The following is a 13,952-nucleotide window of genomic DNA, read 5'->3' as shown; positions in this document are numbered from 1 at the left end:
ACTTAGCCCTGCGTACAATTTCAGAAAGTGATTAGGCCCCATGAAACGCTACGAAAAATTCGCCGACGACATTGCAGAACTGATCCGCTCTGGCGTGCTCGGCCCCGGCCAGCGGGTGCCGTCGGTGCGCTATGCCAGCCAGACCTACGGCGTCAGCCCGTCCACGGTGTTCCAGGCTTATTACCTGTTGGAGCGTCGTGGCCTGATCCGCGCGCGGCCGCGCTCTGGCTACTTCGTCAACACCCATGCGCCCAGCCCGTTCTCCGAGCCGGTAGTGAGTGAACAGGTGCATGAATCCACCGAAGTGGACGTGAGCGAACTAGTGTTCTCGGTGCTCGACTCGATCAAGGACCCGAACACCGTGCCTTTCGGCTCGGCCTTCCCCAGCCCGATGCTGTTCCCGCTGCCGCGCCTGGCCCGCTCCCTGGCCAGCGCCAGCCGCGAGATGGACCCGCGCCTGGTCGTTACCGACATGTCACCGGGCAACCCCCAACTGCGCCGGCAAATCGCGCTGCGGTATATGGTCGGCGGGCTGATGTTGCCCATGGAAGAGCTGCTGATTACCAACGGCGCGCTGGAAGCACTGAACCTGTGCCTGCAAGCCGTCACCGAGCCGGGCGACCTGGTGGCCATCGAAGCCCCCGCGTTCTATGCGTGCCTGCAAGTGCTGGAGCGCTTGAAACTCAAGGCGGTGGAAATCCCCGTGCACCCGCGCGATGGCATTGACCTCAACGCCCTGGCACAAAGCCTTGAGCGCTACCCGATCAAGGCCTGCTGGACCATGACCAGCTTCCAGAACCCGATGGGCGCGACCTTGCCGGAAGCCAAGAAACAGGCGCTGGTGGAACTGTTGCGCGGCCATCAGGTGCCGCTGATCGAAGACGATGTGTACGCCGAGCTGTATTACGGCCAACAGGCCCCCAAACCGGCCAAGGCTTTCGATACCGAAGGCCTGGTGATGCATTGCGGTTCCTTCGCCAAGAGCCTGGCGCCTGGCTATCGCGTGGGCTGGGTCGCAGCCGGGCGCTTTGCGCAGAAGGTCGAACGCTTGAAATTGATGACCTCGCTGTGCCCGTCGATGCCCGCCCAGGCAGCGATCGCCGATTACCTGCAACACGGCGGCTATGACCGGCACCTGCGCAAATTGCGCTATGCCCTGGAAGAGCAGCAAAGCGCCATGCTGGCTGCCATCGCGCGCTACTTCCCGGCGCAGACGCGCGTCAGTCAACCGGCCGGCGGCTATTTCCTGTGGCTGGAATTGCCGGAGCAGACGGATTCGTTGAAGTTGTTCCAGATGGCGTTGGCGCAAGGTATCAGCATCGCGCCGGGGCCGATTTTCTCGGCGACCCAACGGTTCAGGAACTGTATTCGCTTGAACTACGGCAGCCCGTGGACCGAAGCGTCAGAGAAGGCCATGGAGACGTTGGGGCGGATTGTGCGGTCATTTTGAGCCATCGCGGGCCAGCCCGACTCCCACAGGTGTACGCATTCCAATGTGGGAGCCGGGCTTGCCCGCGATGGCGTCAGTCCGGTCAGCGGCCGCCACCCAGGTCCAGGAATGTGCCCGTCGCATACGAAGCCTTATCCGACAGCAACCAGATAATCGCCTCCGCCACTTCATCCGGGCGCCCGCCCCTGGCCATGGGGATGCCGGACTCGAGTTTGCTGACGCGGTCCGGGTCGCCGCTCAGGGCATGGAAGTCAGTGAAGATGTAACCAGGGCGAACCGCGTTAACACGAATGCCCTCGCCCGCGACTTCCTTGGACAAGCCCAGGGTGAACGTGTCGAGCGCGCCTTTGGAGGCTGCATAATCGACGTATTCACCCGGCGAGCCCAGTCGCGCCGCCACCGACGAGACGTTGACGATGCTGCCGCCCTGCCCGCCATGCTTGGGCGACATGCGCAGCACCGCGTGCTTGGCACACAGGATCGGCCCGAGCATGTTGGTCTTCATGATTTTGAGGATGCGGAACTCGGACATCTCATCAACCCGCGCCTTATGCCCCACGGTGCCAGCATTGTTGACCAGTGCGGTGACGCGGCCCAGTTCGACGTCGACACGGTTGAACAAGGCGATCACTTCATCTTCGCTGCTCACATCGGCGCGCACGGCAATCGCCTGGACGCCCAGCGCACGGACCTGCTCGAGCACACGGTGCGCAGCCTCTTCGTCGGATTGGTAGTTGATGCAGATGCGATAGCCCTCGCGAGCGGCCAGCAAGGCCGTCTCGGCGCCGATCCCACGGCTGCCCCCGGTGATGATGACGACTTTGTCCATGCGTGCGTTCTCCTGATTCAACCTGATGTTTAGGGTCGTATCCGAGAATACCCGTCACGCACGGCTTTTGTCAGGCATAACGCCTATTTCGGCGCGCTGTATATCGGCCATGAACCCCTCCGCCGGCAACGGGTGCCCCAGCAGGTAACCCTGCAGGGAATCACACCCCAACCGAGTCAGGAAACGCTGCTGCACATTGGTTTCCACGCCTTCGGCAACAATGCGCAACCCCAACGCCTGGCCGAGTGCGACGATGGCCGAGACGATGGCGGCGTCATCGCTGTCGTGCTCCAGGTCACGGACAAACCCACGGTCGATCTTCAGCTCATTGGCCGGCAGGCGCTTGAGGTACATGAGGCTGGAGTAACCCGTGCCGAAGTCATCGATGGACAAATCGACCCCCATGTCCGACAGCGCCTGCAACACGGTCATGCTGGCATCGGCATCGCTCATGGCGGTGGTTTCGGTGATTTCCAGGGTCAGGTTGTTGGCTGGCAACTGATGGCGTTCAAGGGCCGCAGCCACGCTCTTGACCAGTCCGGCATGGCAAAACTGCATGGCCGAAAGGTTCACCGCAATGCGCCAGTCTTCGTAGCCCTGGGCGTACCAGATACTCATTTGGCGACAGGCTTCATTGAGCACCCACTCGCCGATGGGAATGATCAGCCCGGTCTTTTCCGCCAGTTCGATGAACATCGCGGGCAGCAGCAGGCCATGTTGCGGATGCTCCCAGCGCAACAGCGCTTCGGCGCCGACCGGAATACCACTGACCGCGTCGAACTTGGGCTGGTAGTAGAGCTGCAACTGCTGCTGTTCCAGGGCATTGCGCAGGTCTTGCAATAACTGCAACTGCTTGCGCGCATTGGTGTTCATCGAGGCATCAAAAAAGCTGTAGCCGTTTTTGCCCACGCCCTTGGCGTGGTACATCGCGGCGTCGGCGTTCATCAGCAGTTCCTGGGGGTTGCTACCGTTGCCCGGGAACATGGCGATACCAACACTGGCGGAGATCTTCAGCTCATGCTCGGCAACCTGGAACGCGCGATTGATCAGGATCACCTGGCGTTCGGCAAGGCCGAGTGCGTCATCCGGCTGGGTCAGTTGCACCAGCAATACAAACTCATCCCCGCCGATACGCGCCAGGGTGTCCTGGCTGCGCAAATCTTCACGCAGGCGCTGGCCAACTTCACGCAGCAACTGATCGCCCATGTGGTGGCCGAAGGCATCGTTGACCGGTTTGAAGCCGTCCAGATCGATAAACATCAGTGCGAAGCAACCGCCCTGCTCCTTGACGGCCTGCATGGCTTGTTGAATGCGGTCAGCGAGCAAGGTGCGATTGGGCAAGCCGGTGAGCATGTCGTGCAGGGCCAGATGGGTCAGCTCCTGGTTGGCTTGGGTCAGGGAGTCAGCGAGCACCGCCGTGCGGGCTTCCAGGCGCGCGTCGAGCAGTGAGGTCAGCAAGGCGATGGCGAGCACCGCCAGGGTCGTGACCAGTACCAGATTGTCCAGGCCATTGCCGCTCAAGCCGTCCAGTGCGGCACCGCAGAAACTGTCATCGGCGAACTGCGCCGCCGCCACACCGGTGTAATGCATGCCGACGATGGCAAAACCCATCACCACCGCTGCGCCACCCCGTGCCAGGCGCACGTACGGGGTATTACGGCGCAGGTTGAAGGCGATCCACAGCGCTGCGCCGCAGGCCCCGACGGCAATCAACAAAGAGGCGCCAAACAAGGCCGGGTCGTAGTCGATACCCGGCGTCATGCGCATCGCGGCCATGCCGGTGTAGTGCATGCAGGCGATGCCGGTGCCCATGATCAGCGCACCAAACGCCAGTTGCCAGGCAGGTAAACGCGGCTGGCTGACCAGCCACAACGCAAAGCCGCTGGACAGCACCGCGATCAACAACGACAACGCGGTGATGCCTGTATCGAAGCCCAGCGCAAACGGTAAGCGCAGCGCGAGCATGCCGATGAAATGCATCGACCACACCCCGACCCCCATCGCCATCGCGCCGCCGGCTATCCATAGATAGACCGCGCGACCTTTGGCGGTGGCAATGCGGCCGGACAGATCTAACGCGGTGTAGGAAGCAAGGATCGCGACAAGCAGTGAGATCGCAACCAGGGAGGGTGAATAACTACCGATGAGCATGGGACTTCTCGTGCGCAGCAGGCCTGAGAGGCCCGTGCAAAGTGGCAAAGCGGGCGATTGTAGCGAGAATAATTCTTGTACAGTTGATTAATTATCGTATAGCTATCACTGGCACTTTGACGTCAATCGGATGGCTCGAAAACGGTGTGGACAGTGTGCCTGGCTGGCTTTTTTGTGGAAGCTGGCTTGCCCGCGATACAGGCGCCTCGGTGCATCAGGCCGACCGAGTTGATGTCATCGCAGCATAAGTATTTACACATTTACAGCGAACCCTCTGCGTAGCAGCTGTCGAGCCCCGGCGAGGCTGCGTCAGCGGTGTGTCAGGCAGGTCGCCAACGCAGCCTCGCCGGGGCTCGACAGCTGCTACGCACTATCACATTGAAAATGTGTAGATACCTAGGGTCATTGCAGACGAGCCAACTCCCACAGGTGTTGATCAGTCTTTCTCGGCAATGGGTGTCTTCCCATCCCAACCACCGCCCAATGCGGCGATCAGTTGCACACTGGCCACCAGACGCGTCTGCAACAAGGTCAACACGGTGCGTTCGTTGCTCAGGGCCGTCGCTTGCACGGTGACCACATCAAGGTAGGCAATCAGCCCGGCCTTGTACTGGTTCTGGGTCAGGCGCAGCGACTCACGCGCGGCCTCAAGCGCTTCATTGCTGACCACCGCCTCGTCTTCCAGCACCTTGAGCTGCACCATGTAGTTTTCCACTTCGCGGAAACCATCCAGCACGGTCTGGCGGTACTTGGCGACGGTCTCGTCATAGCTGGCCACGGTGCGGTCGACTTCCGCCGAACGCTGGCCGCCGTCGAACAGGGTCATGGCGAGCTTGGGGCCTACCGACCAGAAGCGGTTCGGCAGGCTGATCCAGTCGGAATAGGTACTGCTGGAATAGCCGCCGGCCAGGCTCAGGCTCAGGTCCGGATAGTAAGCGGCCTCGGCCACGCCGATATTGGCGTTGGCGGCGATCACCGAGCGTTCGGCCGAGGCGATATCCGGGCGACGCTCAAGCAATTGCGACGGCAGGCTCAGCGGAATCTGCGGCAGTGCCGGGATGTCTTTGCTCACCGCCAGGTTGAAGTTGGCCGGCGCCTCGCCGATCAGCACGGCAATTGCGTTTTCCAATTGGGCACGTTGCCATATCAGGTCGATCAGGCTGGCCTGGGTGGTCTTGAGCTGGGTTTGCGCCTGGGCCACCGCGTCCTTGCCGGAGACACCGGCGCGGTATTGGTTCTGGGTCATTTGCAGGGAGCGCTGATAGGCCTCCAGCGTGGCTTGCAGCAAACGCGTCTGTTCATCCATGACGCGCAGTTGCAGGTAGCTTTGCACCAGTTCCGACTGTTGGCTCAGGCGCATCGCCGCCAGGTCCGCCGAGCTGGCTTCGGCGCTGGCCTCGTTGGCTTCCAGGCCACGGCGCAATTTGCCCCAGATATCCGCCTCCCAGCTCACGCCTAACTGTGCATTCAGGGTGTCACGGATACCACTGCTGGAACTGCTCAGGCTGGCGCTGCTGCTGCCGGTGCCTTGGCTGGCGCGGGTTTTACCGACGCTGAGGTCAACGCTGGGGTAAAACGCACCACGGGAACTGCGCACCAGCGCCTGGGCCTGGCGAAAGCGCGCTTCGGCCTGGGCGACGGTTTGGTTGGAATTGTTGAGGCGCAGCACCAGGTCATTGAGCTGGCGGTCGCCGTACAGCTCCCACCAGGCGCCACGGGCCAAGGCGTCGCTCGGGGTTGCCTGGCGCCAGCCCTGGGCTTCTTTGAATTGGGCGGGCTCGACGACTTCCGGGCGCTTGTAGTCGGGGCCAATAGCGCAGGCGCTGAGCAACACGCCACACAGCACCAGGCTCGCCACGCGGCAACCACGGAACATGGCCAATTGGGCAAAGGTTGAATCGGTCATAGCGCAGTGTCCAGGGCAGCATCGGTACGCACACCGCGCCATTTGTTGAAGCGATGGCGCGCGCGGTCGAGATAGAGGTAAACCACCGGGGTGGTGTAAAGGGTCAGGACCTGGCTGAACACCAGGCCGCCGATGATGGTCAGGCCCAGGGGGCGACGCATTTCCGCGCCATCACCACTGCCCAACAGCAAAGGCAACGCACCGAGGATGGCCGCCAGGGTGGTCATCAGGATCGGCCGCAAACGCATCAGGCAGGCGCTGCGAATCGACTCCATCGGCCCCATGCGGTCGTTACGCTCCAGCTGCAGGGCCAGGTCGATCATCAAGATCGCGTTCTTCTTCACCACACCAATCAGCAGGAACAGGCCAAGCAAGGAGATCAGGCTGAACTCGCCCCCCGTCAGGTAAATGGCGAGCATCGCGCCAACACCGGCCGACGGCAGGGTCGAGAGGATCGTCAATGGGTGGATGTAGCTTTCATACAGAATGCCCAGCACCAGATACACCGCCACCAGCGCGCCGAGGATCATGAACGGCTGGCCCTTCTGTGTGGCCGCGAAGGCATCGGCGGTGCCGGCCATCTTGGCGATCACATCTTCTGGCAAGCCGACCTTGGCAATCGCCCGCTCGATAGCGGCCGTGCCCTGCTCCACTGTCACACCGGGCGCCATGTCGAAGGCAATGTTTTCCGAAGCGAACTGGCCTTCGTGGCTGACGCGGTCGTCCGCCAAGCTGTTCTCGTAATGGGCAATGGTCGATAACGGTACCCGCGCGCCGTCAGCGGTGATCACCTGCATCTGGTTCAGGGTGATCGGGTCCTGCGCGTATTTGGGATTGACCTCCATCACCACCTGGTACTGGTTGAGGCTGTCGTAGATGGTGGAAATCTGCCGCTGGCTGTAGGCGTTGTTGAGCACCGCCGTGACCATATTCATGTCGATCCCCAGGCGTTTGGCCTGGTCGCGGTCGACAATCAACGTGACCTGCGCCGCACCCCGGCCTTCTCGGGCGTCGATGGCGGTGAGTTCCGGCAGCTCGCGCAGGGCCGCGACGACCTTCGGATACCACAGGCGCAGTGCCGCCAGGTCGCCACTTTGCAGGATGTAGGAATACTGCGCACTGGTCTGGTCGCGGCTGCCACCGAACTGCAGGTCCTGGTCGGCCATCAGGAACAGCCGCCCGCCCGGCACCAGCGGCACGTCCTTGCGCAGGCGCTCGATCACCGCCTGGGCGGAAATCTTGCGTTCGCTGATAGGTTTGAGGCGTACCAGCATCACCGCGTTGTTGGTGCCGTTGTTGCCGCCGATAAAGCCGGCCACGCTGAGCACTGCAGGGTCCTTGAGCACGGCTTTGCGGAAGGTTTCCATCTTCGGTTGCATCACGCTGAACGACAGGCCGTCATCGCCTCGCACAAAACCGATCAACTGGCCGGTGTCCTGCTGCGGCATGAAGGTTTTCGGTACCACCACGTACAACGCCACGTTCAAACCAATGGTCAGCAACAGGCTAAGCAGGGTCAGGCGACGATGGCGCAGCACCCAATCCAGGCTGGTCGCGTAGCCGGCAACCATGCGGTCGTTGACCTTCTGGCTCCAGCGCTGCAAACCGGACATCTGGCCTTTGACATGGGGCTTGAGCCAGCGCGCGCACAGCATGGGCGTCAGGGTCAGCGAGACAATCAGCGACACAATGATCGCCGCCGACAAGGTGATGGAAAACTCGCGGAACAGGTTAGTGACAATCCCGCCCATAAACAGGATGGACAGGAACACCGCCACCAGCGACACGTTCATCGACAGCAAGGTAAACCCGACTTCCTCGGCTCCCAGGTACGCCGCCTTCATCGGCGGCACGCCTTCGTCGATATGCCGGGAAATGTTCTCCAGCACCACAATGGCATCGTCCACCACCAGGCCGGTGGCCAGGATCAACGCCATCAACGAAAAGTTGTTCAACGAAAAACCGTACAGGTACATCACCGCAAAGGTGCCCACCAGTGACACCGGCACCGCCAGGGTCGGGATCAGCGAGGCGCGGAAGTTACCGAGGAACAGGTACACCACCAGAATCACCAGGCCCACGGCGATCAGCAGGGTCATCTCGGCTTCGTGCAAGGTCGCCGTGATCACCGGCGAGCGGTCCATCGCCAGGCTCAGCTTGACGCTGGACGGCAGCACCGCTTGCAACGCCGGCAACTGCGCCTTGATCTGCCTGACCGTCTCAATGATATTGGCACCGGACTGGCGGTTGATCACCAGCAGCACCGCCGGTTCGTTGTTGAAGAAGCCGCTGTTGTAGCGGTCTTCAACGCCGTCGCTGATCTTCGCCACATCACTCAAGCGCAAGGCGGCGCCGTTCTGGTAGCGGATCAGCAGCGGCTCGTAGTCCTTGGCTTTTTCCAGTTGGTCGTTGGCCTGAATCTGCCAGTTGCGCTGGCTGTCTTCCAGGGAGCCTTTGGGCCGGCGCTGGTTGGCGTTGGCGATGGTGTTGCGCACATCGTCGAGGGCCACGCCGTACTGGTCGAGGGCCTTGGGCTCCAGCTCGATGCGCACCGCCGGCAGGGAGCTGCCGCCGATCTGCACTTCGCCTACGCCCGGCACCTGGGACAGGCTTTGCGAAAGAATGGTCGAGGCCAGGTCGTACAACTGGCCTTTCTGCAGCACGTCCGAGGTCAGCGACAGCACCATGATCGGCGCCTGGGACGGGTTGATCTTTTTGTAGGTGGGCATGCTGCGCATGCCGCTGGGCAGCAGGTTGCGCGAGGCATTGATTGCCGCCTGCACTTCCCGCGCCGCGCCGTTGATATCCCGGTCGGAGTCAAACGCGAGGATCACCCGGGTAGAGCCCTGGCTCGACGAGCTACTCATGGTGGTAATGCCGGCAATCGCGCCAAACGAGCGCTCCAGCGGCGTGGCCACGGTAGACGCCATCACCTCGGGGCTTGCGCCAGGCAAGCTGGCCGACACCACGATCACCGGAAAATCAATCTGCGGCAGCGGCGACACCGGCAGCAGATTGAAGCTGACACCGCCCAGCAACATGATCGCCAGGCTCAGCAGCATGGTCGCTACCGGCCGGCGAATGAAAGGTCCGGACAGGTTCATGACTCAACCGGCTCCAGGCTTTGCGGCTCTTTGCGCCAGCGACGGCCCAGGCGATCGAAGTACAGGTAAATCACCGGCGTGGTGAACAGGGTCAGCACCTGGCTCACCAACAAACCGCCGACCATCACCAGGCCCAGAGGTTGACGCAGTTCAGCGCCGGAACCGGTGGCGAGCATCAACGGTACTGCACCAAACAATGCGGCCAAGGTGGTCATCAGGATCGGCCGGAAGCGCAGCAGCGCCGCCTGGTAGATCGCGGTCTGCGGGTCGAGCCCCTGGTTGCGTTCAGCATCGAGGGCGAAGTCGATCATCATGATCGCGTTCTTCTTGACGATACCGATCAGCAAAATGATGCCGATGATCGCAATCATGCCCAGATCATTGCCACTGAGCAGCAACGCCAGCAACGCGCCCACGGCCGCCGACGGCAAGGTCGAGAGGATGGTGATCGGGTGGATATAACTCTCGTAGAGCACACCCAGCACGATGTACATGGTGACCACGGCCGCCAGGATCAGCAGCAAGGTGCTCGACAGCGAGGCTTCGAACGCCTGGGCCGCGCCCTGGAACTGGGTCTGCACGCCCACCGGCATGCCGATGTCTTTCTGGGTCTGGTTGATCAGCTCCACGCCTTTGCCCAACGCGACACCAGGCGCCAGGTTGAACGACATCATCACCGCCGGGAACTGGCCGATGTGCGCAATCGCCAGTTGCGCCTGGCGCTGTTCCACATGGGCCAGGCTGGACAAGCGCACCTGGCCGCCATCGGTGGTTTTCACATGGATCTGGTTCAGCGCATCCGGGCCCAGGGTTTCGCCGGACTGGGCCTGCAATACCACGCGGTACTGGCTGGCCTGGGTGTAGATGGTAGAAATCTGCCGTTGGCCGAAGGCATCGTAAAGCGCGTCGGTGATGGTCGACACGCTGACACCCAGGCGTGACGCCGCATCGCGGTCGATCACCAGGTACACCTGCAGGCCCTTGTCCTGCAGGTCGCTGGCAACGTCGGTGAGTTCGGGCATCTGGCTCAACGCGTGGACCAGTTTTTCGCTCCACAACGCCAGCAACTCGGAATCCGGCGAAGACATGCTGAACTGGTACTGGGTGCGGCTGACACGGTCTTCGATGGTCAAGTCCTGCACCGGCTGCATGAACAGGCGGATGCCCACCAGCTTGTCGATTTGCGGCTGCAAGCGGGTGATCACTTGGGCTGCGCTCAAGTCGCGCAGGCCGTGAGCCTTGAGGTTGATCAACAAGCGCCCACTGTTGAGGGTAGCGTTGTCACCGTCCACACCAATGTAGGACGACAGGCTTTCCACCGCTGGATCGGCCAGGATGATCTTCGCCAGGTCCTGCTGGCGCTGGCTCATGGCGGCGAAGGAAATCGACTGCGGCGCTTCGGAAATACCCTGGATCACGCCCGTATCCTGCACCGGGAAGAAGCCTTTGGGCACCACCAGGTACAGCACCACGGTCAGACCCAGGGTCGCGATGGCGACCAGCAGGGTCAGCGGTTGGTGCCGGAGCACCCACTGCAACATGCTTCCATAACGCGCGATCAACCAATCGATCCACGCACCACTGGCTTTGTAGAATCGGCTTTGCTCCTCTTCCTTGGGTTCACGCTTGAGCAGCCGCGCGCACATCATCGGCGTGAGGGTCAGGGACACCACCAGGGAAATCAGGATAGCCACTGCCAGGGTGATGGCGAACTCACGGAACAGGCGCCCGACGACGTCGGCCATGAACAGCAGCGGAATCAATACCGCGATCAGCGACAGGGTCAGGGAAATCAGGGTAAAACCGATTTGCTTGGCGCCCTTTAGCGCCGCGGCCAAGGGCGTTTCGCCCTCCTCTATGTAGCGCGAGATGTTCTCCAGCATCACGATGGCATCGTCCACCACGAAACCGGTGGCGATGGTCAAGGCCATCAGCGTGAGGTTGTTGATGGAGAAGCCCGCCAGGTACATCACGCCAAAGGTGCCCACCAACGACAGCGGCACGGCGATGGACGGAATGAGCGTGGCGCTGACCCTGCGCAGGAACAGGAACGTCACCATCACCACCAGGGCGATGGCGATGAGCAATTCGTGCTGCACGTCTTTCACCGACGCCCGGATGGTTTGGGTGCGGTCAGTGAGCACCGTCACGTCGAGGCCGGCCGGCAGGTTGTCGGTGATGCTTGGCAGCAGCGCCTTGATGCGGTCCACCACCTCGATCACGTTGGCCCCCGGCTGGCGCTGGATATTCAGCAGCACGGCCTGGTTTTCATTGGCCCAGGCCGCGAGGCGCTCGTTTTCGGCGCCGTCGACGATCTGTGCCACGTCTTTTAGACGCAACGGCGCGCCATTGTTGTAGGCCAGGATCAACTCGGCGTACTGCGCAGGCGAGACCAACTGGTCGTTGGCATCAAGCATCGACACGCGGGTGGGGCCGTCGAAGTTACCCTTGGGCTGGTTGACGTTGGACGCGGCGATCAAGGTGCGCACGTCCGACAGGTTCAAGCCGTTGGCCGCCAGGGCCTCGGGGTTGACCTTGATGCGCACGGCCTGGCGCTGGCCACCGGCGATGCTGACCATGCCGACGCCGCTGATCTGCGCGATTTTCTGCGCCATGCGCGTGTCGACCAGGTCATTGAGCTTGGGCAGCAACATGGTTTTTGAGGTAATGGCCAGGGTCAGCACCGGGGTGTCCGCCGGGTTGACCTTGTTGTACACCGGCGGCGCCGGCAAATCCTTGGGCAACAGGTTGGTCGCGGCGTTGATCGCGGCCTGCACCTGTTGCTCGGCGACATCCATATTGATGTCGAGGTTGAAACGCAGGGTCAGCACCGACGCGCCGCCGGAACTGGTGGAGGCCATTTGCGTGAGGCCGGGCATTTGCCCGAACTGGCGTTCCAGCGGCGCGGTGACCGCACTGGTCATCACATCCGGGCTGGCGCCGGGGTACAGGGTCATCACCCGAATGGTCGGGTAGTCCACTTGGGGCAGCGCCGAAACCGGCAACAAGCGGTACGAAATGATGCCGGCCAACACAATGGCCAGCATGCTCAGCGTGGTGGCGACCGGGCGAAGGATAAACAGTCGCGACAGGTTCATGAACCGACCTTTTGCGCCTTGCCGGCGGCAGCGCCGGTCTCCCCTTTCGCGGCGGGCTTGCCTTGCAGGTGTTCGGTCGGCGTGGTCGGCACTTCGCTGCTCTCATTCACCACTTCGACTTCGCTGCCGTCCTTCAAACGGTCAGTGCCTTCCAGCACCACGCGGTCGCCGGCCTTGAGACCTTGCTTGATCACGGTGTTATCGCCATCGGTATCGCCGACTACCAGCGGCTGCACCTTGACCTTCTTGTCGCCGTCGAGCACGTAGACGAAGGTGCCGGTGTTGCCGAACTGGATCGCCGCCGACGGCGCCAGCACTACGTTATGCAGGGTGTCAGCCAACAGGTGCACATTGACGAACTGATTGGGAAACAGCGCCTGGTCCTTGTTATCGAAGCGCGCCTTGAATTTCAGGGTGCCGGTGGTGACGTCGATCTGGTTGTCCAGGCTCTGCAGCACGCCGGTGGCCTGTACTTTCACATCGCCACGGCCCCAGGCATCCACAGGGAGTTTGTTGCCGGCGTGGTAGCGAGCAAGCACGGTTTCCAGGGTATTTTCCGGCAGGGTGAAGGCGACGCTGATCGGTTGGGTCTGGGTGATCACGGCCAGGAAGGTGGTGTCGTTGGCCGCCACCAGGTTGCCCACGTCCACCTGGCGCAGGCCCACGCGGCCACTGATCGGTGCGCGGATCTTGGTGAATTCGAGGTTGAGCTTGGCGTCATCCACCGCGCCCTGGTTGGTCTTGACCGTGCCCTGGTATTGCAAAACCAGCGCTTCGGCGGTGTCCAGGGTCTGCTTGGCAATACTGTCCTGGGCGAACAGGTCGCGATAACGCTGCACGTCGACCTGGGCGTTTTTCAGTTGGGCCTGGTTCTGCATCAGCGTGCCCTGGGCCTGGAGCAAGGCGTTCTGGTAGCTGCGCGGGTCGATCTCGGCCAGCAGGTCGCCGGCCTTGACCATCTGCCCTTCTTCAAAGGCGATCTTCACCAACTCGCCACCCACCCGGCTGCGCACATTGATCGTGTTCAGTGCGGTAACCGTGCCCAAGGCCTTGTAGTACACCGGGAACTCGCCAAGCACCGCAGGCGCCACGCGTACCGGCACCGGGCCAGTGGAACCGCCAAACCCAGGGCGCGCCATGCCGGTCTTGCTCGCATGGCCGGCCGGCGCGTCTTTATGGGCGGCACCGCTGGGCCAGAATTTCCAGCACAGGCCGGCGATAACCAGCAGCACGAGCAGGCCGAACAACCAGCGGCGGGAGTTGCGGGGGGAGGATTGCATGGAGTGATCAACCATTGGGCGCGAGAGCTTCTTCTTTGGGAGGCTGAAAGATAAGCACTGGAGCGCGTTAAGAAAAGCGCCTTTACCGGCTATTTACCTTGGGCTTACAACTTTAAACATCTGCGCTTAGTCCG

The 13,952-nt window shown here is 62.0% G+C and carries 7 protein-coding genes; 1 reads left to right on the top strand and 6 read right to left on the bottom strand.

Annotated elements, in window-relative coordinates:
• Positions 1 to 40: 40 nt before the first annotated feature.
• Positions 41 to 1,450: a GntR family transcriptional regulator MpaR gene (mapR, locus tag BFP95_RS02160; protein ID WP_049708586.1), complete on the top strand. Its 1,410-nt coding sequence runs from the start codon at positions 41 to 43 to the stop codon at positions 1,448 to 1,450.
• Between the two features lie 82 nt (positions 1,451 to 1,532).
• Here mapR and BFP95_RS02155 read toward each other — a convergent pair whose 3' ends face one another.
• The 6 genes from BFP95_RS02155 to BFP95_RS02130 all read right to left on the bottom strand — a co-directional run bounded on the left by BFP95_RS02155 (position 1,533) and on the right by BFP95_RS02130 (position 13,833).
• The gene (locus tag BFP95_RS02155) at positions 1,533 to 2,279 is read right to left on the bottom strand and encodes an SDR family oxidoreductase (protein WP_065909152.1); all 747 of its coding nucleotides are present in this window, start codon (positions 2,277 to 2,279) and stop codon (positions 1,533 to 1,535) included.
• A gap of 54 nt (positions 2,280 to 2,333) precedes the next feature.
• The gene (locus BFP95_RS02150; RefSeq protein ID WP_065876321.1) at positions 2,334 to 4,430 is read right to left on the bottom strand and encodes a putative bifunctional diguanylate cyclase/phosphodiesterase; all 2,097 of its coding nucleotides are present in this window, start codon (positions 4,428 to 4,430) and stop codon (positions 2,334 to 2,336) included.
• 436 nt (positions 4,431 to 4,866) lie between these two features.
• Positions 4,867 to 6,336, bottom strand: a complete 1,470-nt coding sequence (locus BFP95_RS02145; RefSeq protein ID WP_065909151.1) for an efflux transporter outer membrane subunit — start codon at positions 6,334 to 6,336, stop codon at positions 4,867 to 4,869.
• Entirely contained in the window at positions 6,333 to 9,440 is a 3,108-nt protein-coding gene (locus tag BFP95_RS02140; RefSeq protein WP_065881528.1) for an efflux RND transporter permease subunit, read from the bottom strand. The genes BFP95_RS02145 and BFP95_RS02140 overlap by 4 nt, the downstream gene beginning before the upstream one ends.
• Positions 9,437 to 12,538, bottom strand: coding sequence for an MdtB/MuxB family multidrug efflux RND transporter permease subunit (locus BFP95_RS02135; RefSeq protein ID WP_065876324.1), 3,102 nt, complete (start codon positions 12,536 to 12,538; stop codon positions 9,437 to 9,439). The genes BFP95_RS02140 and BFP95_RS02135 overlap by 4 nt, the downstream gene beginning before the upstream one ends.
• Positions 12,535 to 13,833 (bottom strand): MdtA/MuxA family multidrug efflux RND transporter periplasmic adaptor subunit, encoded by a 1,299-nt coding sequence (locus BFP95_RS02130; RefSeq protein WP_065909148.1) that lies wholly within the window; start codon positions 13,831 to 13,833, stop codon positions 12,535 to 12,537. Before BFP95_RS02130 ends, BFP95_RS02135 begins: the two co-directional genes overlap by 4 nt.
• Positions 13,834 to 13,952 lie beyond the last annotated feature (119 nt).

The sequence above is a fragment of the Pseudomonas sp. 58 R 12 genome (assembly GCF_900005865.1).
In the GTDB taxonomy this organism is placed as follows: domain Bacteria; phylum Pseudomonadota; class Gammaproteobacteria; order Pseudomonadales; family Pseudomonadaceae; genus Aquipseudomonas; species Aquipseudomonas tritici.
Note: the sequence above shows the minus strand (reverse complement) of the source record. Positions and strands in the feature narration are given on the sequence as shown.

Bases quoted from the DNA above. Each gene is read 5' to 3' on its own strand.
- mapR (WP_049708586.1), top strand. From the start codon at position 41: ATGAAACGCTACGAAAAATTCGCCGACGACATTGCAGAACTGATCCGC.
- BFP95_RS02155 (WP_065909152.1), bottom strand. From the start codon at position 2,279: ATGGACAAAGTCGTCATCATCACCGGGGGCAGCCGTGGGATCGGCGCC.
- BFP95_RS02150 (WP_065876321.1), bottom strand. From the start codon at position 4,430: ATGCTCATCGGTAGTTATTCACCCTCCCTGGTTGCGATCTCACTGCTT.
- BFP95_RS02145 (WP_065909151.1), bottom strand. From the start codon at position 6,336: ATGACCGATTCAACCTTTGCCCAATTGGCCATGTTCCGTGGTTGCCGC.
- BFP95_RS02140 (WP_065881528.1), bottom strand. From the start codon at position 9,440: ATGAACCTGTCCGGACCTTTCATTCGCCGGCCGGTAGCGACCATGCTG.
- BFP95_RS02135 (WP_065876324.1), bottom strand. From the start codon at position 12,538: ATGAACCTGTCGCGACTGTTTATCCTTCGCCCGGTCGCCACCACGCTG.
- BFP95_RS02130 (WP_065909148.1), bottom strand. From the start codon at position 13,833: ATGGTTGATCACTCCATGCAATCCTCCCCCCGCAACTCCCGCCGCTGG.